The 21,132-nt window shown below is 53.4% G+C and carries 15 protein-coding genes; 8 read left to right on the top strand and 7 right to left on the bottom strand.

Features of this window, described 5'->3' with window-relative positions; genetic code table 11:
• Window positions 1-85: 85 nt before the first annotated feature.
• The gene (locus Enr10x_RS04935; protein ID WP_145452606.1) at window positions 86-982 is read right to left on the bottom strand and encodes a phytoene/squalene synthase family protein; all 897 of its coding nucleotides are present in this window, start codon (window positions 980-982) and stop codon (window positions 86-88) included.
• A gap of 449 nt (window positions 983-1,431) precedes the next feature.
• Here Enr10x_RS04935 and Enr10x_RS04930 point away from each other — a divergent pair, with 449 nt between their 5' ends.
• From Enr10x_RS04930 to Enr10x_RS04920, 3 genes are all read left to right on the top strand, one after another.
• Window positions 1,432-2,334 carry a DUF1559 domain-containing protein gene (locus Enr10x_RS04930; RefSeq protein ID WP_145448312.1) on the top strand — a complete coding sequence of 301 codons (903 nt, stop codon included), beginning with the start codon at window positions 1,432-1,434 and terminating at the stop codon, window positions 2,332-2,334.
• A 179-nt stretch (window positions 2,335-2,513) separates the two neighbouring features.
• Window positions 2,514-4,202 (top strand): CehA/McbA family metallohydrolase, encoded by a 1,689-nt coding sequence (locus Enr10x_RS29850; protein WP_197997483.1) that lies wholly within the window; start codon window positions 2,514-2,516, stop codon window positions 4,200-4,202.
• 109 nt (window positions 4,203-4,311) lie between these two features.
• Entirely contained in the window at window positions 4,312-4,569 is a 258-nt protein-coding gene (locus Enr10x_RS04920; RefSeq protein ID WP_145448311.1) for a hypothetical protein, read from the top strand.
• Between the two features lie 12 nt (window positions 4,570-4,581).
• Here Enr10x_RS04920 and Enr10x_RS04915 read toward each other — a convergent pair whose 3' ends face one another.
• Window positions 4,582-7,074: a CehA/McbA family metallohydrolase gene (locus Enr10x_RS04915; protein WP_145448310.1), complete on the bottom strand. Its 2,493-nt coding sequence runs from the start codon at window positions 7,072-7,074 to the stop codon at window positions 4,582-4,584.
• A gap of 39 nt (window positions 7,075-7,113) precedes the next feature.
• Window positions 7,114-8,301 carry an aldose epimerase family protein gene (locus tag Enr10x_RS04910; RefSeq protein ID WP_145448309.1) on the bottom strand — a complete coding sequence of 396 codons (1,188 nt, stop codon included), beginning with the start codon at window positions 8,299-8,301 and terminating at the stop codon, window positions 7,114-7,116.
• A gap of 584 nt (window positions 8,302-8,885) precedes the next feature.
• Between Enr10x_RS04910 and Enr10x_RS04905 the strand changes: the two genes are divergently transcribed.
• From Enr10x_RS04905 to dnaA, 4 genes are all read left to right on the top strand, one after another.
• The gene (locus Enr10x_RS04905) at window positions 8,886-9,518 is read left to right on the top strand and encodes an RNA polymerase sigma factor (protein WP_145104542.1); all 633 of its coding nucleotides are present in this window, start codon (window positions 8,886-8,888) and stop codon (window positions 9,516-9,518) included.
• 6 nt (window positions 9,519-9,524) lie between these two features.
• Window positions 9,525-10,103, top strand: coding sequence for an anti-sigma factor (locus tag Enr10x_RS04900; RefSeq protein WP_145104540.1), 579 nt, complete (start codon window positions 9,525-9,527; stop codon window positions 10,101-10,103).
• A 125-nt stretch (window positions 10,104-10,228) separates the two neighbouring features.
• Entirely contained in the window at window positions 10,229-11,164 is a 936-nt protein-coding gene (locus tag Enr10x_RS04895) for a GNAT family N-acetyltransferase (RefSeq protein WP_145104538.1), read from the top strand.
• 345 nt (window positions 11,165-11,509) lie between these two features.
• A complete protein-coding gene (dnaA, locus tag Enr10x_RS04890; protein WP_145104535.1) occupies window positions 11,510-13,030 on the top strand; it encodes a chromosomal replication initiator protein DnaA in 1,521 nt (506 codons plus the stop codon).
• A 27-nt stretch (window positions 13,031-13,057) separates the two neighbouring features.
• Here the strand turns inward: dnaA and Enr10x_RS04885 are convergent, their stop codons facing one another.
• From Enr10x_RS04885 to Enr10x_RS04870, 4 genes are all read right to left on the bottom strand, one after another.
• The gene (locus Enr10x_RS04885; RefSeq protein WP_145448308.1) at window positions 13,058-15,361 is read right to left on the bottom strand and encodes a tetratricopeptide repeat protein; all 2,304 of its coding nucleotides are present in this window, start codon (window positions 15,359-15,361) and stop codon (window positions 13,058-13,060) included.
• A gap of 413 nt (window positions 15,362-15,774) precedes the next feature.
• Window positions 15,775-16,317: a hypothetical protein gene (locus Enr10x_RS04880; RefSeq protein ID WP_145448307.1), complete on the bottom strand. Its 543-nt coding sequence runs from the start codon at window positions 16,315-16,317 to the stop codon at window positions 15,775-15,777.
• Window positions 16,318-16,501: 184 nt separating this feature from the next.
• Window positions 16,502-18,721 carry a pilus assembly protein N-terminal domain-containing protein gene (locus Enr10x_RS04875; protein WP_145104529.1) on the bottom strand — a complete coding sequence of 740 codons (2,220 nt, stop codon included), beginning with the start codon at window positions 18,719-18,721 and terminating at the stop codon, window positions 16,502-16,504.
• A 455-nt stretch (window positions 18,722-19,176) separates the two neighbouring features.
• On the bottom strand, window positions 19,177-19,845 hold the full coding sequence (locus Enr10x_RS04870) for a hypothetical protein (protein ID WP_145448306.1): 669 nt from the start codon (window positions 19,843-19,845) through the stop codon (window positions 19,177-19,179).
• A gap of 550 nt (window positions 19,846-20,395) precedes the next feature.
• On the opposite strand from Enr10x_RS04870, the gene Enr10x_RS29845 reads away from it, so the two are divergent.
• Window positions 20,396-21,124, top strand: coding sequence for a hypothetical protein (locus Enr10x_RS29845; RefSeq protein ID WP_197996396.1), 729 nt, complete (start codon window positions 20,396-20,398; stop codon window positions 21,122-21,124).
• The last annotated feature ends 8 nt before the right edge of the window (window positions 21,125-21,132 follow it).

Here is a 21,132-nt window from a genome sequence, read left to right as displayed (position 1 = left end):
GTGAGCTTTGTTCCTGCTGCTCCTGGTAAGCTCCCGATAATCTCATCGATTGTCGGGGGCTTTCTTTGTTTCGTAGCAGAAAACCTCAGCGGGCTGCCCGTCCGGGAAACCAGCGGGACGCAACCAGGGCTTCCCCGGCAATCAGCAGCTTCCGCCAGCGCGGTAAACCGGCCCGGGTGGCATAGACCTGATAATCCAGCCGCTCGATCTCATTGAGGATGCCCCCATAAATCTGGTGCATGGCCTTGAGAATGCGGCGGCCCTCTGGTGAAACATACTCAAACAGACGCTCAGAACGCTGATAGTAGGTTCTGGCCCGGTCCACCTCGAACTGCATCAGATCACGGAATCGCTGATCATAAATGCGTGCTTCAATATCGGCTGGCGAGTAGTCGAAGCGATTCAGATCTTCCCGGGGTAAATAGACGCGTCCCAGGTCGGCATCTTCGGCAAGGTCCCGCAGAATATTCGTCAGCTGAAACGCCAGACCACAGTCAATGCTGGCATCCAGAGCCCGCTCATCATGGAAGCCCCAGATATGAATGCAGCACAACCCGACCACGCCCGCTACGTGATAGCAGTAATCAGCCAGGTGCTCAAAGTTATCAAATGTCACCGGCTGCAGATCGGATTCCACTCCCGTGATCACATCAAAAAAATAGTGCTCGGGAATTTCGTAGCGCTGAATCATGTCCAGCACGGCGGGGAAGCAGGCGTGATACTGCTGGCAGTCTGTATCAGAGCGATTCTCCAGTGCCCGCTGTAATCCGTTGCGCCAGTGGCTGAGTGCTGTTGCGCGTTCTTCGAAAGAGTGCTCCGGACTGTCGCCCAGATCGTCCACCAGCCGCATGTAGGCATACAGCACACACATGGCCTGGAACTGTTCTTTCCGCAACGCGAGAAACGAATAATAGAAATTCCCCGCTGTCCGTTTTGCCAGTTGCTGGCAGTATGCATAGGAATCAACCAGGGAAGTCGTCATTGCGCCTCGGCGACCATTCATTGAATTCGGGAATTGACAAGTGGAATCGCCATCATAACCGCCGCTTCGTCAAATTCAAATCCGCAGGCTGCCGATGGATGCTGCACTGCTTCAGTTGTAATTCACGGACTTGAATTTCTACAGGGTGACAGCCCTTTTGACTAAAACACATTTACTTATGTCTCCGTTCCCTGAGGATCTCAAAGGAAATCCTCTTGATTTTGTCGTACCACCGCAAAAAATAGACAAACAGAGCTCCTTTTCCCCTCGTAATTCTGAGTGTCCGCTTAATCACGTTCAGCCAGGCCACTTGTTCATGAATTAATACACACCGAAAGTTAATGCAATTCACTTGTAATTAACATTGACTTCCGCAAACCATTTGCAATAATGATCGCATTGTTTCATCAAGTGTTCTTTTATTGTTTTTTACACTCCGGAGTCCTCGAATGCGAAAAGCCAGATTCACCCGCCACGGCTTTACATTGATCGAATTGCTGGTGGTGATTGCCATCATTGCCATTCTGATCGCCCTGCTCCTACCGGCTGTACAACAGGCCCGCGAAGCCGCCCGTCGCAGCCAGTGCAAAAATAATCTGAAGCAGATCGGCCTGGCGCTGCACAACTATCATGACACACACGGACTGTTCCCCTCCGGCTGGATTGGTGTCCAACCGGGCGTCGGTGCCAATGCCCAGTACGGCAGCGGCTGGGGCTGGGGCACGATGATCCTGCCTTACCTGGATCAAAACCCCCTGTATAACCAGATCAATTTCAGCCTGAGTATTAACGATCCCGCTCAGACGCCCAGCATTATTGACACCTCACTCACTGTCTTTCGTTGTCCGTCCGATCCCGCCACGGAAACATTTGAGCTGCATCAGGAAGGGAGCCCGGGGACCGTGCTGGCCAAACTGGCTACCGGGAATTATGTCGGCGTTTTTGGCAGCGATGAACTGGACGACTGTGGAACGACGCCTCCCGGCACCGCCTGTAAGAGCACCGGCGTGTTTTATCAGAACAGCAATACCCGCTTCCGCGATATCACCGATGGATCATCACAAACACTATTTGTCGGTGAGCGAAAGACGAACCCCCAACAGGGCTGGTATTCCACCTGGGTGGGTGTGATTCCCCAGGGAGAAGAGACCTATGTGCGTCCCCTGGGAGCCACCGACCATCCCCCGAATGATCCGGCAGCACATATCGACGACTTCAGCAGCCACCATACAGGCGGCGCCCAGTTCCTGTTTGGAGACGGACGCGTTCGCTTCATCTCAGAAAATATTGATGAAGGCGTCTACAGGTCGCTCTCCAGTATCCGCGGTGGTGAGCTCACCAACTTCGAATAAGCCCTGCTCAATCAATTTTGAATTTGTGACATCCAGCACGGTCTGACGAGGATTCCCCGTCAGACCGTTTTTTATTTCACCGATCATCTCTCCCCTTTGCACTTGCCAGGCGCCTGGTGTATTCTTGAAAGGTCAGAATCTGCTTCCAGCCAACACTCCTTCCCCGGAGGACTTTCCTGATGCGTCCGTCTCCCAGCTGTCGCTCTAAGATCTTCTGTCGTCTGATCGGCCTGCTGATCTGTTGCTGGGGCAACTCTGCAACTGCCGACCTCGCTTTGCTGCAGATCCCCGACAAACCAGCGCCCGGCACTACACCATCAGAAAAAGTGCCGCAGTGCCGGGTTACATTAAATCTCACCGAAACCCAGGCAGGTCAGTCCAGGATCGTTCCCGGAATGTTGCGCATCCGTGATTCACGGGGGAATCCGATCCCGCTCCCGGGACTGCTCGCGCGGGGAACCGGGGTGAATTCCAGTCCGGAGTCAGAACAAGCCGGCATTCACAGCTGGTCCGTCGTTCCTGGTGAGGTACAGATTTCTGTTCCCCAGACCAAATTGACTTTCGAAGCCTTCTCCGGCCTCGAAACGGAACTCAGCCGGTCCGAAATTGATCTGACGGGAAAAACAACGCAGAACATCGCCCTCGCAATAAAACGCTTCGCGAACCTTTCCCCTGAATATAAAACCGCCAATACGCACCTGCACCTGATGAAACTCAACAGGCAGGAATGTGACCGCTATCTCAACCAGATTCCGGCGGCAGATCGACTGGATCTGGTGTTTGTCTCCTACCTGGAACGGGCGATTGCCGACAAAACTTATATTTCGAATCGCTACACCAAAGCAGACCTGCAGGATTTGTCCCGGACCGCCGGAGTTCAGTTCGGCTGGGGAGAAGAACATCGGCACAACAGCTCGGGTTTTGACGAAGGGTACGGCCATGTGATGCTGCTGGATATCCAGCGTTTGATCCAGCCTGTCAGTATTGGTCCCGGAATCATGAAACAGGGAACAGACGGCATTCCCCTGTCTCGTGGAATTCAGACTGCCCTCGCTGACAAGGCGACCGTGATCTGGTGCCATAATGCGTGGGGTCTGGAATCGACACCCAATTTCATGCAAGGCCGCGTGCACGCTTTGAATATCTTTGATGGTGGAACGCGGAGCACATACGAAGACAGCTACTACCCATATCTGAACGCCGGCTGCCGGGTCCCGTTTTCAACCGGGACCGACTGGTTCCAGTACGACTTCTCGCGCGTTTATGCCCGGCTGCAGAAGCCACTCACCACGACGACGTGGCTGGAAAGCCTGAGAGCCGGGCGGACTTTCATCACCAATGGTCCGCTGCTCGATCTGCACGTAGACGGGAAATCCATCGGGGATCAGATTGAACTCACGCCCGATCAGAACAGTGTGAGGATTCGGGCGACAGGCCGGGGACGGATTGATTTCCAGCGGCTGGAACTGATCCATAACGGCACCGTCATCAAGGCGCAGAACACAAAACCGGTGCAGAACCATTTTGAATCACAGATTGATTTCACTCTGGAAACTACTGAGCCGGGCTGGATCGCAGTTCGAACGCCTTCGCCCTCTGTCCCCAAAGACCCAAAGCGGCAGCGCCAGACACCCTTCAACGAGTATGGACGTGAACTCTTTTCCCACACCAGTCCCGTCTACCTGAAATGGAAAGCGCAATCGCGGTTTGACCTCGATCAGGCTCGGGCGTATCTTGCGGAAATGCAGGAGAACCGGAAAAAAATCGCCAGTCAGTTTCTCTTCGCTGACCCGCAGGAACGGGCGGCTGTGCTGGATGTTTATTCGGATGCGATCGAGGATCTACAGAGTAAGCTCAAATCCCGTTAAACATACCTGCAACATCGCTTGAGCCCGCAAGCCGATTATTCTAAAATGATCCCTCTGGCAGGAATCGTTCTCTACCCTGCTGACTCTGCTTTCAGAAAGTGTTTAAGCTATGAATCGTATCAAACTCGCTCTGGTGATGCTCGTCACCCTGACTCACAGTTCCCTGCTTTTCGCGCATCCCGGTCATGGTACCAGCCAGACTACTAATCCGCATGGAATTCTGCATTACTTTACCGAGCCGGTTCACCTGATCCCATTTGCTGCAATTGCGCTCTTCGCTGCCACAGTCGTAATTGGCAAAAAACTGCTGCAGCGTTCACGGGTTCAGAAGCAGAAAGCAACGCTTCCGCCCGAGCGTCGTAAGTAAACCAATACCCGCTCAATCAAACTGAGTCGCTTCCTGCGCCCGCTGCAGGTAGCTTTGAATCGCCCGCTGATACGCCTGCTCGGCTGCGGGTCGTTCGCGTTCCGCGATGATCTGATGACGGTTTTTCCAGAGTAGCTTGATCGTTTCAGCACACCAGAGCGCGCTCTCCCGTGAGGCACGAATGGGCCGTTGATCGACAATTACATTCACCGGGTTGGTATGCAGCTGGGGGAACTGACGCAGGGCAATCCAGCTGCTCTGTTTCACCGGAATCGTGAAGCTCAGTTCGTGTACTTTGCCGTCAGCGGGAACTGCTTTCTGAGCGACCACCGTGCCATTCTGGACGATCTCGACCAGCCTCTCTCCTCCGGTGACATAATCCGAATTGCGTGGTGCGTGCAAGATTCGCGTGTCTCCCACGGCACGTTTGCCTTCCGGGGGATCCAGTAACCCATAGGCGACCGCGCGGGGGGTCTCTGCTGCAAAAGCGACTTTCGCAGTGACCTCCACCTGACCGGCTTCCTTCAGGTGGACCTCTTCAAAACCGGGAGACCGACCACTCACGTTGAATTCCAGGGCGTGTGCATAACCGTCCGAAACATAAGACCGGCCGTGTTGGATTCCCCGGCACCACTCCTGAAAATCGAGTTCGTCTACATCTCCCAGCTGGACGTAGACTCTTCCCTGACCGACCCGACGGCTGCTCATACAGGGAAAGTCCGTTTCACCACTGACTTTGAGCGGATAGCCACAGTTCAGAATGTGATACCAGGTATTCCACTCCGGGATGCGTTCCGTATCCATGGCGCTGATAAAGTCACAGACCCCCTCAGCTGTGCTCACACAGATTTCCATCGCACCGCCGCCGTTCATCTCAGGAACGGCGAGATTGGGCAGTTCGTCGGCAGCCTGCTCCAGAGCCTGCGTCAATTCCTGTGTGGTGAGTTGACCATTGCCATCTTCATCAATCGAAGCAAAGGGTTTGGGCAACAATCCCTGGCTGGCTTCCTGGGAGCTCAAGCTTTCCGACTGATCCTGGTCCAGATCTTTGATCATTCTGACCGCCGCCTGGGGCGGATTCACCCGCAGTGCCGAATGGGGATACCCGGTCACGCCCCCCTGCTCCTTACACCACTTCAAAACAGGCACCGTCCAGCTGGGCCACCCTTTCGTCGTTCCCAGGGTCCCGGGATAGGTCTGATTCTGCAGATTCAGCAAACAGACGTGACCCAGCGCTGCAGAACCGAAGCCGCTGATTTCCAGATCGTACTTCAGGATGGTTAACGGCTCACTGACACGATCAGCGGTTGAAGAGAAAAACTGCCGCTGCACATCGAAGCAGGGTCCCCAGGTGAGTACACAACCCACGTTCAACCCCTCCCCTTTGACCTGCTTGAACATGTCCAGCGGAGTGACTCCTTTGGTGGGGTTGTCATAATGTGCACAGCCGGCGGCATGAATGTGGTGGTCGCCGGAATAGAATCCAAAGTCGCGGGCATTCAGCCAGCGTTGCAATTTCACATCGACCGTCTGCGGTTCTGAGGCGGAAACCATCACTTTTTCAGTCAAACGCTGGTATTCCGGACCGCGGCTAAATTCCATTTCCAGTTCCCCGGCCGGCAGGAGCACCGTTTCGCCATCCTGGCGGTAGATCTGCGGCTGAAAAAAGAAATCGGGAGCGAGTCTCTTGGCCTGCAGGGGATAGACGCGTTTCTGCTGATCACGAAACACCAGCCGAGCCGCGGTCGGTGTTCCGTCAAAGTCTCTGATCGACAGTTTGACGGGAACCGCCTTGTTCACGGTAAACAGGATCGGCACTTCTCCTCGAAATCCGATGTCCTGGGTCCCGGCCCCGACATCAAACGCCAGGGTCGCCTCCCGTTTCCCCGCTTCATGACAATAGATGAGCGCCAGCACGTATTCGCACTCCAGGCCGCTGAGGCGCACCGTCATCGGGCTGGCCTGAAATAATTCGACTTCCAGGAACCGGTCTGATGCCGATTTTTTATTTTCATTCCGATTGAGTTCGGTCTGTGCCTGCCTTTTGAGACTGTTCAGCGCCGCTCCGGAATAGACGGCTCCTGCCTGGGGACTGGAGATCTGCAACTGACGGGTCACAGTACTCTGGTTGATCACCTTGATCAGGAAGGGGGTGAAGCCTCCCTGCTGCAGGACCGCTTGCGCGGGCCCCCGCGCGACTTTGGTCCGTACTTCGGGATTGAGTGAGACGACGCACAGCACCTCGGGATCGAGCAGTTCCTGAATTCGCTTTGCATCGCGGTCTGCACTGGCGGCTGTCAGCTTTTCTACCAGATCTTCAGGCAGCGGGGCGCCCAGATACTCCAGGGCGGCAACCAGGCGTCTGGCATTCGCCCCCAGCGGCTGTCCTTCCACATCCACCACTTCAACTGATTCCGCAGCTGCAGCGAGACTGGCTCCAAGGAAGCCTGCCCCTGAGAGAGATAGAAGTGTCAGCAGCGCAGCAGAAAACAATCGCTTCATCATGATCGCCTCTTCGCGGGAATCAGATCCCGCCCTGGTATGCTATTCGACAGAGAATTTATGGATGGTCGTCTGTTCGTAGACTTCACCCGGCTTGAGAATCGTATTCGGAAACTCCGGCTGATTCGGAGAGTTGGGGAAATGCTGTGCTTCCAGGCAGAAGGCACCATTCTTGGGAAATCCGCCACTGGCCGGCGTACCATCGAGGAAATTCCCCGTGTAGAACTGCACGCCCGGTTCGGTCGTATAGATTTCCATTACGCGTCCCGATTCCGCATCTTTGGCCCGGGCACAGAAGGCAGGCTGTTTCTCCGAAGCGTTGACGACCCAGCAGTGATCGTAGCCGCCTTCAACCTGACCAATACGTTCGCCAATTTTATGAGCCGACGTGAAGTCCATCGGCGTTCCTTTGACCGGAGCCAGTTCGCCGGTGGGAATTGCTTCTGCGGACACCGGGAGATACTTGTCGCAGTTCAACAACAGCTCGTGATCCAGAATGGTCCCTTCCCCGGCCCCTGCCAGATTCCAGTAGCAGTGGTTCGTCACGTTGATCGGGGTCGGTTTGTCAGTGGTCGCGGTGTAGTCGATCTTGAGTTCATTGTCGTTGTTGAGTGTGTAGACCACTTTGAGCGTCAGTTTGCCGGGATAGCCTTCTTCGCCATCCGGACTGACCAGACTCAAGCGCACGCCAACCGCGTCTTTCTCGGAAAATTCTTCCGCGGCCCAGACCTTCTTGTCGAAACCCGATTCGCCGCCGTGCAGATGGCTGGGCGGGTTATTCTGAGCCAGTTGATACTCTTTGCCATCCAGTGTGAATTTCCCGTCCTTGATCCGGTTCGCATAGCGGCCGCAGATGGCGCCGAAGTAGGGGCCTTTTTTCTCATACTCGGCCAGTGAATTAAAACCGAGCGTGATGCTCTCTGACTTGCCTGCCTTATCCGGCAGGTAGATGGCCGTCACAATCGCCCCGAAGTTAATGATATTGACGCTCATCCCCTTCTGGTTTGAAAGCAGATACTGGGTTATCTCCTGACCATCGGCGGTGGTCCCATAAGGCTCACTTTGAACGGACAGTTGAAATTCACTTCCGGTATTCATTTCGGCATCCTTAGTTTGTTTTTTGTCTGAGGTGGTCTGAGCGGAATCGGCAGGCGTCGATTTCTCCCGGGAACAGCCTGCCATTAGAATCAGGACACTTAACAATCCACTGCAGCATTTCCATCGATTCATCACAGTTTTCTCTCCTCAGACCCGGTGACGTGGACCATTTCAGTCCTGCGAATATTCTCCAGACCAGAATAACAAATCCATTCGTAAATGTAATGCTGAAACCGGATTTGTTACTGTTACACAATGTATCAATGGGTGAGGTACTTTGGGAAACCGGTCTCCGCCAGAAGAAAGAATTCGTGTTCCGATTCCCTGCTTCTGAATTTAATGACCGGCTCCGAAATCAGTCCGACGCAGCTTCTATCCTCGCCAGCCGAAAAAATTCGGCGTTTCAATCCCAACAGCTCTTAGAGACCGCTCTGTGGTTTCCGGGCAGGCGGACACTAAAATTAGGTTAATATTTCAAGACACTACAGTTAATTATCACCACAAACCATTACCATATAACCACTTACCAAATATCCAACTGAAAGATCTGAATCCTCCCCAAATGGGGGATTTGACAGGTATAATTAAAGACAGGCGCATTGCTCAGGAAAAACTTTGGATTCCGTTACAAAATCTTTAGTAAATTCCATCAATTCTCCCCCCTCTGACGTAATAAAGACAAAGCGTGTCATTTAACGCGGAGAGGGGAGGTAGACATGCAGTTAGAAATGGTCGATAAGAAAATAGAGCAACGAGAAACTCTGACATCAGGCGGCGCCATTAGTGATGCCCGTCTGGTAGAGGCAGTTCGCAAAGGCGATGACAGTGCTTTCGGCGAATTGGTCCTGCGTTATGAGCGCCGGCTGATTCGAGTGCTGATTCAGTTTGTCAAAAGCCCTGAACTGGCAGAAGATCTGGCTCAAGATACGTTTCTGAAGAGCTATGAGCGGCTCGATCAGTTTGATACATCCAGGCGGTTCGGTCCCTGGCTGTTCCGGATCGGGGTGAATCAGGCTTTAGATTATCTGCGTAAGCAAAAACGGAGAGGCTGGTGGTTGTTATTCAGTGACAGCCCCTCGGATACTCCTTTTGATCCGTCAGTTCCTGATCCCAGGAATAAAATTGACATCAATCAGGAAGTTCAGGCCATCCTGGAAGAAATTCCCGAGAAGTATCGCACCGTGCTTGTATTACGAGATCTGGAGAACTTCTCCACTTCTGAGATTGCTGCCATCCTGGATCGGAAAGAAGCAACCATCCGCTGGCGGCTGGCAGAAGCCAGAAATCGTTTTCAGAAATTATGGTCTCATCGGCAAAACGTTGAAAATTCCATGTCGGGCAAGGAATAATAAGACATGTATTGCACACAATGTAACGGTCTGAAATCGCGCGTCGCCCTGGCAGTCGGAAATGACCTGTCCGGGGAAGAGCTTGAGCTACTGGAGAAGCAGTTGAAGAACTGCGACCAGTGCCGCGCACAGTACGAAGAACTACAAAAAAGCTACTCTGCTCTACAACAACAGTTGGACAGCGCTCCTGTTCCTTCTTTGCAGGACAGCGTCTGGCCTCAGGTATCGGCCAAGATCGCAGCCCGGCGGAGGAAGAACCGGCCTACCCGGTTTAACTTTCTGCTTCCGACGCTGACCACCGTGGCCTGTTGTCTGGCACTGCTCCTGGTGACAGGGCAGCCGCGTTATGAAACGAGCCCATATACTGATGCTGCAGAATCCATTCATCCGTCAGCCCCGGTAGGCTGGATGGGGAACGATCCTAACCTGAGCCCGGTCGACAATACCGTTCAGAATTTCCCGGGTCCGCAGTGGGGCTCGTCAAACCAGCTGATTGATAATAACACCAATCCCTATGGGTATAATCTGCCTCGTTTAAAACACGACAGTACGAACCCTTACAATTTACACTCAGTGAAATTCTAACCTGGACTCATCTTTCCTGAACTGAGGCTGGTCAACCGACCAGCCTTTTTTTTATGATACCTGCTTGACCGCTGGACTGTGGCAGTCAGGCGACTTCAATCCGCTTCGGGAAATCTAAGCCTCCAATGTCGATCACCGTCTCACTTGCTTCACCGGTAGAGCTCTCCGAAGCTGCCGCGTTTCTCTTTGCCGATGCACAGGACTCCGAACGTGAGACACAGATTCAGCAGTTCCTGAAAACCATCGGCGGCGGGCAGGAAGGTCAGAATCAGGTGCTGATCGCCCGGGAAGCAGGGAGCCTGCTCGGGGTGGGCATACTCATCTTTTCCGATTCTGCCACCGCCTGTCTCTGGCCCCCCTTTTCCGAGCGAACAGACTGTGCCGATGCGATCCTGCAGGAAATGGCTTTACGGATCGACCGTTCAGGGGTCAGTATCGGCCAGGTTCTACTGGATCCGGTACAGCTCAATCTGCGCAGATTGCTGACCCGGAATGGCTTCCCGCACCTCACGAACCTGCAATTCATGCGGCATCCATTAACCGATTGGCAGCAGACTTCATCGCTTCAGGCCAAGCAGATTGAAGCGATTCACTTCGATCCGGAACTAAACCGACAGCGTTTTCTGAAACTGCTGGACCTGACCCACCAGTACTCGCACGATTGTCCGGCACTCAATCAGGTCCGTACCGCCGAAGAGTCACTGGAATCGCACCGCAGTTCCGGGGACTCGGATCGGGAACACTGGTACCTGTTTCAGAGGAACGGGACCGACATCGGTGTCCTGCTCCTCTCTGAACATCAGACTGATCAAACCTGGGAAGTCGTCTATATGGGCGTGGCCCCTGACCAGCGGGGACAGGGGTTTGGTTCCGCTCTGATTCGATTCGGACTGGACCAGGCCTGCGCACACAAACAGTCCGCATTGACCCTGGCTGTTGATCACAAAAATTCCTATGCGATAAAGATTTATGAAGAGTTGGGTTTTGTCAGACAAAACACATTGAGCGTCCACGCGCGATTACGTTCCCCATTCCCGGAAAAAAAACCGAAAATTAATTAACATGTTTTCGACAGCTGTGAACGGGGCACCACAAATTTTTTTCGCCCGAGCATGTCATTTTCTGCTGGTAAAACAGTGTTTGATTTCGGTCTGAAAAATCTGAAAAAATTCCTCGCTGTTTCTGTTTGACTCTCCAGCAATTCAAGCTAGTATCAGAACCACTGAATGAGTAAACGCAGTGTCGCCGAAGTCAATGCCTGAGAACTTCACGATGCTGTTAACAATGGAGCTTTATAGCGCATCATTTCCAATATACCTCACTACCATATTCGATTCTGAAAAAGCAGGACTTGGCTTTTTCCAGTATTATGGACGGAGACGGTGCGCGCGGGGGGAGGGTGCAAGATGCAACCCACGTCTTTGGCAGTGGAGGGTACGTTTTGTGATTCTGCAAAACAACCAACGGAAGCCAAGCTGGGGCCAGCAACAACCGGGTCGGATGAGCAGTCAGTGTATCGACTGCTCGCACAACAGGTCGGTGAACGTGGTTTCCAGAACTGGTTCGCAGGAAAAGTCAGACTGAAACTGGATGGCAATCTGCTGATCATCGGCGTCGCCAGTCCGTTTCTGCTCACCTGGATGCAGAAAAAATTCGCCTCGCAGATCTACGCGACCGCGATTGCCTGCGTGGGGCCTTCTGCCGAGTATCGGCTGGAAGTTGATCCAGAACTCGCAGCACTCACCGATTCTGCGCCCACCGGCGAACAGAAATCGTCCGGTCAAAAAACGCTGACCGTCTCCGAGGAGGCTGGCGATCGGAAAGCAACTGCTGCATCGGGGAATCCTCGAAACAGTAATCCCTCACAGAAGTCAGCCACGTTTCGCGGCAGGCGTTTTGCAGACCTGTCCACATTTGTCACGGGCAAGTCGAATCAACTGGCTTACCTGGCGGCGATCCAGGCCAGTGAAGAACCCGGTGCACTTTACAATCCCCTGTTCATTCATGGTGGTGTGGGCATTGGTAAGACTCACCTGCTGGAAGGGTTCTATCGAAAAATCCGTCAGCTGTATCCCGCGCTGAACGTGGTCTACCTGACTGCAGAAGCTTTCGGTAACTATTTCTCCAAAGCGCTGCAGGAACGGTCCCTGCCCGGCTTTCGTCAACGATTCCGGAACGTCGATGTATTGATCATTGACGACATCGACTTTTTTGAATCGAAACGAAACTTTCAGGAAGAACTGCTGCATACCATCAAGCATCTGGAAAGCCACGGACGCCAGCTGGTCTTTTCCTCGGATCGTCATCCTCGGCTGTTGACCAAAATGAGCGAAGAACTCACCACCCGCTTCCTGTCCGGCCTGGTCTGCCGCATCGAAACTCCTGAGAAAGAACTGCGTCTGGAAATTGCCCGCCAGCGGGCACTCAAGCTGAAAACTCCGGTCACCGAAGGGGCACTGGCCTACGTTGCCCGCCGCTTCACCAATAACGTGCGGGAACTGGAAGGGGCGGTCAACTGCCTGCAGACCGGCCATCTGATGACCGGTCAGAAAGTGACCACCAGTCTGGCGCGTCAGGTGCTGGCTGATCTGGAACGGGACTGTATCCGTATTATCAAACTGGATGACATCAACCAGATCGTCTGTTCCACGTTCGGTGTTTCCGAGTCCGATCTGAAGTCGTCACGACGAGCCAGAAATATCAGTCAGCCTCGCATGCTGGCCATGTTCCTGGCACGCAAACTGACGCAGGCCGCGTATAGCGAAATCGGTGATTACTTCGGCGGACGCAATCACAGCACGGTGATGTCGGCTGAAAAGCAGGTTCGCAAATGGCTTGAAAACCATTCTTCAATTCAGGTCGCTCTCCAGGAATGGCCCACGGAAGAAATCATCGAGTCCCTCGAACAGCAACTGCTTGCCAGCTGAAACGTCAAACGCTCAGTTGATTTCAGCTTAATACTGTCTCTGTGGATCGGAGAACTGATAATTCGAGTTCGCAGGCTGACTTCCCCACTGGAACGGAGAGGCGGACTGCTGATTCGGATTCGGTGCTGCATTCTGATAGCCAGCTTGCGTAATACCGCCGGTCCCTGCAGCATTCTGATAACGGACATTCGCCGGGGCTACCGCCGGATTGGTGGAAAACATCGCTGACTGTGGTAGAGCCGATGACATCGGCTGTTCCTGTGCCGGGAAACGTTGAGGCATCGATGCGTGATACACATTTCCCTGCCCGACCGACTGACCGGAATATTCGTACCCGGCCTGACGTACGCCCCCGATTGACATCCCCTGCCCCAACTGTGGCTGGAGAGAATTCTGGTTACCGGCTCCATAGGCATTCTGGAAGGGAACCTGCGCTGAGGCAGGAATGACGCCACTGGTTCCCATCTGGGCACTCATCAGCGGAGACTCATTTCCTCCCCTCTGTCCCTGGGCAGCATCGGTGACCGGAAACATCTGGCCGGGGCCCATGTTCATTCCGGTACGCGCGACTTCCCGCATCAGATCCTGATCATTTTGTGAATTCTGCCCCGCACCGGTTCCCGACTTCTGTGTCGCTCGATAGTCAGGAAACTGTCCGGGAGGTGTCTGATACTGGTTTCCGTACAGAGGCTGACCAGGTTGCGGACCTGGTGCGGGCATCAATTGGCGGACAGCAGGCTGCTGCGGTTGATAGCCTTGTGGCGGATTCTGATTCTGTCCCTGCTGCTGGTTCTGTGGATAACCCTGTACATTCTGCTGTGGATAGGCTTGATTCTGATAGACCGTCAGGGGGGCCTGCGGGGCGCGCTGCCGATTCTGCAGTTGCTGCTGTTCCCTGTCAGACCAGTATTGAGACGCCTCGGCTGCCTGACTCAGCGTCGGATCATTTGCCGGGGGCCAGGCCTGAATCTGAACCGGTTCGGAGGCGGGTTGTGCAACAGACTGGTTAACCGGTTGAGGAGTCTCGACTGGCTGAGGTTGCATCTGCATATTCTGCAGCGGGTTGACTGAAGGAACAGCCCCTGTCACCTGACGCATTTGTGTCATACCCGGATTTGGTGTCATCCCGGGGTTAGGACTGATCGCTGGTAACTGCTGAGCGGATTGACGTGCCTGAATCGCCTTTTCCCGTTCGCGTCGCATCATCTCCGCAATCTGCTGTGTCGGGTTCATGGCTGCAGAACCGGGTGAGTTCAACGTCTGCTGTTGCGGATTTCCATCTGTGGCGTATTGCACAGGCTGCTGTGGTGCAGTCTGCATCTGCCCGACCGGTTGAATACCCGGTTGAATACCCGGTTGAATACCCGGTTGAATACCCGGTTGAATACCCGGTTGAATACCCGGTTGAATACCCGGCTGAATACCCGGCTGGCTGTTTTCCGGCGCGAATGAGTTTCCAGGATATTGGGATACCTGTTCTGGATACTGTGAAATCGGGTTCTGCCCGCCGGTTGCCGATCCCGGATTCACCCCGGGAAACAGTCGTGCGAATTTCTGCCGCGCCTGTGCTTCACCGCCGGTCTTGCGGAACATGGCCAGCGCCTGATCGTAACGACCGGTGCGTCCGTAATACCAACCCAGGTGATCAAGTGAGCGTGCATGACCGGGCTGATACTTCAGCGCCTCTTCCAGGTATTTCTCGCCATAATCGTCGCGTCCCTGCAGCATGTAGGAATAGCCGATGTCACTCAGCAGGTCGGCATTGGTGGGATCCAGTTTCAGTGCCTGCAGATAATAGGCTTCCGCAGCAGGATAGTTCTGTTTTTTATCTTCAATGATCGCCAGCCGATGGAGGGCTTCAAAATGATCCGGGCTCATCGCCAGAACCCGCTGATAATAACCTTGCGCTTTTTCCAGGTTCCCTGCCCGGTCTGCATCATAAGCCTGGTTCAACTCCTGTTGCAGACTTCCTGCATCCGCCTGAGGGGCTGCTGCCTGGATATCACTGAGGGGCAGTGCCTGGGCTTCCACTTTTGCAGCGGTCTGAACAATCTGCTGCTGCGAAGCTTCCATGCCTGCCAGTTGTTCGTCTGCAGTACCTGTCTGCAAATGGTCACGCAATCGTTGTCGACGTGCTCTGGTACGTTCCTGTGCCATCGCCTGTTTCAGTTTTTTCTGCATGGCAGACTCTTCTTCCTTCTCTGGAGTTCGCTCTGCCAGCGCTTTAGAAGAAGAATCGGAACGACTGGCAAACGGGGTCGACTGGCAGCCCGTCCACAGGAAACCCATGCACGTGAGAGTGAGGATATGTTGAAACATTCGAGTTTTCATCGGAGATCAACCTTGTTTCAGCGAGTGCAGATCGCTTTGTATCGTTCAATTCAATGCAGAATGAAAAGTGAACTGTGATTCCCCGGTGTCCGATACTTCTTTCGACATCATGCAAAAATCGATGTCGCGCACCTGACACAGGCGGAACAGTTATGAAATGGGAATTGTGATTGGGAGGCAATAGATGAGAGAAAGGTCTCGATTTGATTGTGAGGCGCGGATTCTATGAAGAATTCACGAACGTGTCGATACGAATTTCCACACAATTTCCAAATCGATCGCAGGAAAGTGACCCCCGGAAGCCATCACGTAACCTGTTATACTGCATATAGATAAAAACGCCACGAACCGTCAGAGGTTGTGGCGTTTTTGAATTCAAAGCTCAGATGAGATGGCCTTCGGACCGCGTGGATTTAATAAAAACCGACTCCACCGCCGCCGCCACCACCGAATCCGCCGCCGCCAAAACCCCCGCCGCCGCCACCACCAAATCCACCACCAAAACCACCACGGGTGGAGATAAAGCGATAGTAATCGATTTCCGCTTCACGCGAGTTCAGAGAGCGGGCGTAAGGAGTCGCGACAATCGTCCGTTGATCGGCGTCCTGATTTCCCAGGTCGGTGAGAATCCGTGCCACCAGCTGTCTGCGGTAGGCATCCATCTCAGGCGCGTAGTTATTATCACTGCGTTCCACAATCACCGGATACGGAGTGCTCCGCATGCGGGCGCCAATTTCCAGAATATGATCCTTACCATTGGTCGTGAGTTCGGCACTGTTTTCTACGAATTCATTCCGGTTAATAATAAAGTCAACCGCTTCCGCATTCGATTCCATGGTGTGATAATGCGCACGGTTGACACTGCCCAGAGGATAGACCTCCGGGATTGCCAGGGAGCGCTTATGGAATCCCCAGTTGCCGCCTCCACCCCAGCGGCAGCAACCAGCTACCAGCATCAGACAGCTGGCAGTAAGGATCCATTTTTGTATTATCGTGAAACGGGCCATCATGTCCCTCGGTTGTTACGACTTAATATCTGACGATGAATCACAGAAATGATTCAACTCGATTCTGTTTATTCATCATTTTTTGCAGGCTCAATTTACTGCTGGTGAACCAGCCTGCCCGTCCACCTGAAACTTATTTACCCTGACCAAATAGAGAGAATCTGGACTGGCTTTCCTGTGGTTCTGCCGACTTTTCTCTCAGTCTGGTATCAATGTATCCTGTCGGTTGAATCTGGCTGTTCATTTCCGGAGCCGAATTCTGGAACCGATCCTTAATCATCTGTGTAAAGCGACGCTGCCCCGGTTGTCCCTGATTTCTCCGCAGGAATCCCGTCGACTGTGCCTGAGGTCCACTCACACCGGGAGCCGGTGGCGGTGGTAAAGGCTGATGCGATTGAACCGGTCTCGGTTGCTGCATCGGTTGAGGCTGAGTGGGGAACCCACCGCCCCGTTGAGGAATCGGTTGAGTGACCGGTCCCTGCTGATACGTCCCGGTCTGTTCCGGCGGATAATAAGGTGAAGCAGGAGAAGGATTGAATGGCTGATAACCGACTTCGATTCCCTGTCCCGCACCGCGACCATAAGGCTGCAGCTGATAAACGCCCCGATCGGGAGCACCTTCCGTCATGTTATACTTGTAAAATTCTTTATCGTGTGGAATCGTGACTTCATGCCCTGGGTACGGTGGCACTTCATCCTCTTCCATCGGATGCACGAGCTGAGGTGTCACGGTAATCAGCAGCTCCGATTCACCCTGGGTCGATTTCTTGGAACTGAACAGGTAAGGTCCGACCAGGGGAATCTCACCCAGCCAGGGAATTCGGGTCACTCCCGTTGTGGCATCATGACCAAACAGACCAGCCAGTACGATGGTCTGTCCTTCCCGGAGTTCGACCGTTGTCTGTGCACGTCGTGAGTTCAGACCGGGAATTCCCTGCACGGAGTTGCTGTCATTCACCTGGCTGTATTCCGGCACAATCCGCATCCGGATCAGATCTTTGTCGAGCACGATGGGGGTCACCACAATTGAGGTACCAAAACCACGGAAGGTGGTTGAAGTTCCCTGTGCCCCTCCGACGCCCACAATGGTCGGCACGGCGAATTCACCACCGGCGAGGAAGCTGGCCGAGTGACCGCTCAACACAGTCAGAGTCGGGCGAGCCATAATCTTGGTGGTCCCGTTCTCCGCCAGAGCATTGATCAGAACATTAACTTCACCGGCTTCAAAAATACCGGTCAGTGTGGAAGGGACACCTCCCATGGTTGAACCCAGAAACTGCCGACCGCCGTCAAACAGCACACTGAGATCGACGCCCAGCTGCCGCATCATGGTGCGGTTGATCTGGGCAATCGTGACATGAATCATCACCTGGAATTCGCCTGGAATCTCCAGCATGTTCACAATCAGCGAGGAACCATACAGGTTGTTACCCAATCCGTTCAGCCCGTCTCCGTAGCCCCCTCCACCATAATAACCGGCGCCCACTCCATTGGGTTGAGGTCCGCCCAGGTTTCCTTCGTAGTTGATGACTTCCCCGCGAATCACATTCATGATATTCGCGGCTTCCGTCGGATCAGATGCCTGACCTTTGACGATAATCTTGCGAGAAAGGGGAATCAGATAGACCTTACTGTTGGGAAACAGCACGGCAATTTTGCGTTCCAGTTTTCCATAGTCGATCCGTCGCTGCCCTTCGAGGCTGGGATCCTGAATCGTATGCACCAGGTAAGTGATTGGCGTATCATCGCCTTCAAACCAGAGCGTTAACGTGGTCGTGCCCAGCTCCAGTCCCACGATGGAAACTTCGGTGGGGGAATAAGTCACGAATTCGATGATCGAAGGATCTGCAATCGCGTAACGACGAATTCGGGAATTCGTAATGATCAACTGGCTCCGGCGGATGATGATTTCCATCTCGTCGAAAATACCAGGGGTTGAGCGGATCTGTGAAGGCAGTGGTTTACGGGTGATCCGACCGGTATCCTGCACCATCTGGATTTGCGGTCCTCCCGTGGTGGCTTGCGCATCCTGAATCGGGATCACTCCCTGGGGAGCCTGCGACACGGGAACCGGTTGTTGATATGCCGGCTGTTGATAAGACTGGGCGGGGGGAGCAGAAACCTGAACGGGTGCGGGACCATACTGATTCGCGGGTACATACTGATTTACAGGGACATACTGGTTTCCTGCCTGACGGGGAGGCAGCTGGCGCATCGCAGGCCCCTGGGCAAACGCAGATTGAGCGATCGTCGTGAAACTGATGAAAAACAACGTCGCCCATTTCATGACAGTTTGAGCACGTCGCTTTTCATAATTTCGAAATGCCGATCCGTGGCAATTCTGTTTGTACATCCGCAGTCGCTCCCCAATTTACCTGCAAAGAGGAAAAAGGTGTTTGCGTTTTACGTGAGTTCCTGTCCCGGTGTTAATTACCTGCGAGTTCTCGCGACCAGGTTGAAGAATCAGTAAGAACTTTATGTTATCTCAGCAAGTTATCCTTAACTCACTGTCTGCTTATGACCTTAAGTCTCATCCACCGTGTTTACATTTCAGAGGAAAACACAATTTCCCAGCGATCGATCAACGAAACTGAAGACGCAATTCGGGTAGACAGATTCCATATTGTATAGTTTGTATCGGCTATTCACGAAAATGGGATTAGAACGGTTCACGTTAATTTTCAGACTCTGGTGGAAAGTTTGAGTGAAAACCCTTAATTCACAGGACCATAAAAAAAGCCCGGGTTTGATTCCCGGGCCTGGAGCAAGCATGCTTCCCATCAATGCAAATCAATATGTTATCGGGTTTTACCACCGATAATTCGTGTCTCGGTTATAAGTCGGAGCTCCCGGATTGTACCAGGGGCGGCGATAACTGTAGGACGGGAAGTAGTAGTGACCATACTCATTGGATCGGTAGAATCCCGGACCAAAATGACGGGTATAGGGATCGCCGCTGCCCCTCAGGGCCTGATTCTGAGCACCGGTATTCGCTTCATCGTAACCGCCATACCAGGTCTGGCCGGCACGAATGCCCACCCGGGGGCTCGTCATCCCGTAGGTCCCCTCCGCACCTTGCGTGGCACTATAGTAATAAGGACTCCCCACCTGAGGGACCTGATTGTTCGGCAACCAGTATTGATCACCTCCCTTTACATAGGGGCCCCCTGTATATCCCGGGACCGGACGAGTTAAGGCATTCGGATCCGCCGGGGGTGGATTTCCCTGAGGTGGCTGCATTTGAGGTTGTTGCATCTGAGGTTGCATTTGGGGCTGCTGCTGAGGTGCCCGATAAGGCATTGGCGCATTGGCTGCCGGATCGGGTTGTGGTGCCACGCCCCGCGGAGGGGGAGGTGGTGGTAACGTCCCTGCCTTTCCCAGATCAGCCCCTGGAATCACATCATCCGCAACAGACACGGAACTCGCGCACAGGCAGATCATCAACACCAGATATGATATTTTCGCATGTGGTTTCATAAGACTCTTATACCTCATGTAATTGATTCCCAACATCATCGTGAATGATGATCTCTCAAGAACAGGCACGCCTACAGACAGACGTGCCTGAAACATCTATGTTTAATTTATGAATGAGCGCCAAAAGCTCCAGTTCATTCCACGGGTTACAGTAAGAATAATATAAACGGGACTGAACATCGGACCGGGACTGCTGGAAAAGACGCAGCGCAACGCACCAGCAGGGAGCTTTTCGCGATGACACTCAAACCTACACCATTTTTTCAGTGGTGAGCTGGAATCTGCGAAATTCATGAGTCGCTCAACCCGGTTTCGGCAGAATCTGCCGGTTCAGTTTGACTGGATGCTCTAACCGGATTTGAAAATATTCAGGTTGTAGCGCGCGTATGTGATCTACCCGCTGCGAATTTTATGATGAACCTGAAGGTACAGCCGTTTCCAGATCCGATAATGAAAGTACCGGCGCCATAAGTTTGCGCTGACGGAATCAGCTAATCGATACAGTTTCACTAAACAGGGACTCTGTTTTTCATACAGAGGAATTTCAGATATGTCGACCACATTCTTTGCTCTGGCGATCGCAGCTGCTGTCAGCGGTGATCCCTCGCTTCCCAACCAGACGACCTACGGTGCCTACGGCATGACTGAAGTTCCTTACGATCAGGGCATTCCCATGACCAGTGCGGGAGTGACCGGGGGGATCTTCGGGGATCCGCTCTATCCCTTCGATTCGCAATACCCCTGGCAGCACGGTTATTTCCAGGAGATTTCTCCTTATAGCGGCTACCACTATTTCAAGCCCTACAACTACCGGCATGTGCTGTCACAGACTCAAACCGCCAACGGCTGGGGCATCACCCCGCAGTTGGCTTACTCGCAGCACTTCTGGAACCGTTACCACGAACAGGCAGCGTGGAAAAATTACGCACTCCCTCCCCGTGAGGAAGACATTGAGGAAATTCAGAAACGCAAAAGAAAGTTCCAGGAACAACGCATCGACGAAAAGAACTCGTCATCTTACTATCAACCACAGCGGGGAATGGTGCCGGTTGAGTATCAGCAGCAGAATGCCTATCAGCCTCAGACCGGCTATCAGCAACAGCCACAGCCACGCAACTTCCAGCAATCGTACCAGTACCAGCAGCCTCAGTATCAGCAACCTCAGTATCAGCAACCTCAGTATCAGCAACCTCAGTATCAGCAGCCTCAGCAGAGGCAGCCGCAATATCCTGCGAATGCTCCCGGCTACAACCAGAGTCCGGTCTACATCAACCGCTGATCAAAGCC

Origin of the sequence: Gimesia panareensis (assembly GCF_007748155.1) — a bacterium.
Classification (GTDB): Bacteria; Planctomycetota; Planctomycetia; order Planctomycetales; family Planctomycetaceae; genus Gimesia; species Gimesia panareensis.
Note: the sequence above shows the minus strand (reverse complement) of the source record. Positions and strands in the feature narration are given on the sequence as shown.

Bases quoted from the DNA above. Each gene is read 5' to 3' on its own strand.
- Enr10x_RS04880 (WP_145448307.1), bottom strand. From the start codon at position 16,317: ATGCTGGTAGCTGGTTGCTGCCGCTGGGGTGGAGGCGGCAACTGGGGA.
- Enr10x_RS04930 (WP_145448312.1), top strand. From the start codon at position 1,432: ATGCGAAAAGCCAGATTCACCCGCCACGGCTTTACATTGATCGAATTG.
- Enr10x_RS04870 (WP_145448306.1), bottom strand. From the start codon at position 19,845: ATGAAACCACATGCGAAAATATCATATCTGGTGTTGATGATCTGCCTG.
- Enr10x_RS29845 (WP_197996396.1), top strand. From the start codon at position 20,396: ATGTCGACCACATTCTTTGCTCTGGCGATCGCAGCTGCTGTCAGCGGT.
- Enr10x_RS29850 (WP_197997483.1), top strand. From the start codon at position 2,514: ATGCGTCCGTCTCCCAGCTGTCGCTCTAAGATCTTCTGTCGTCTGATC.
- dnaA (WP_145104535.1), top strand. From the start codon at position 11,510: ATGCAACCCACGTCTTTGGCAGTGGAGGGTACGTTTTGTGATTCTGCA.
- Enr10x_RS04875 (WP_145104529.1), bottom strand. From the start codon at position 18,721: ATGTACAAACAGAATTGCCACGGATCGGCATTTCGAAATTATGAAAAG.
- Enr10x_RS04910 (WP_145448309.1), bottom strand. From the start codon at position 8,301: ATGAATCGATGGAAATGCTGCAGTGGATTGTTAAGTGTCCTGATTCTA.
- Enr10x_RS04895 (WP_145104538.1), top strand. From the start codon at position 10,229: ATGTCGATCACCGTCTCACTTGCTTCACCGGTAGAGCTCTCCGAAGCT.
- Enr10x_RS04935 (WP_145452606.1), bottom strand. From the start codon at position 982: ATGACGACTTCCCTGGTTGATTCCTATGCATACTGCCAGCAACTGGCA.
- Enr10x_RS04905 (WP_145104542.1), top strand. From the start codon at position 8,886: ATGCAGTTAGAAATGGTCGATAAGAAAATAGAGCAACGAGAAACTCTG.
- Enr10x_RS04915 (WP_145448310.1), bottom strand. From the start codon at position 7,074: ATGATGAAGCGATTGTTTTCTGCTGCGCTGCTGACACTTCTATCTCTC.
- Enr10x_RS04900 (WP_145104540.1), top strand. From the start codon at position 9,525: ATGTATTGCACACAATGTAACGGTCTGAAATCGCGCGTCGCCCTGGCA.
- Enr10x_RS04885 (WP_145448308.1), bottom strand. From the start codon at position 15,361: ATGAAAACTCGAATGTTTCAACATATCCTCACTCTCACGTGCATGGGT.
- Enr10x_RS04920 (WP_145448311.1), top strand. From the start codon at position 4,312: ATGAATCGTATCAAACTCGCTCTGGTGATGCTCGTCACCCTGACTCAC.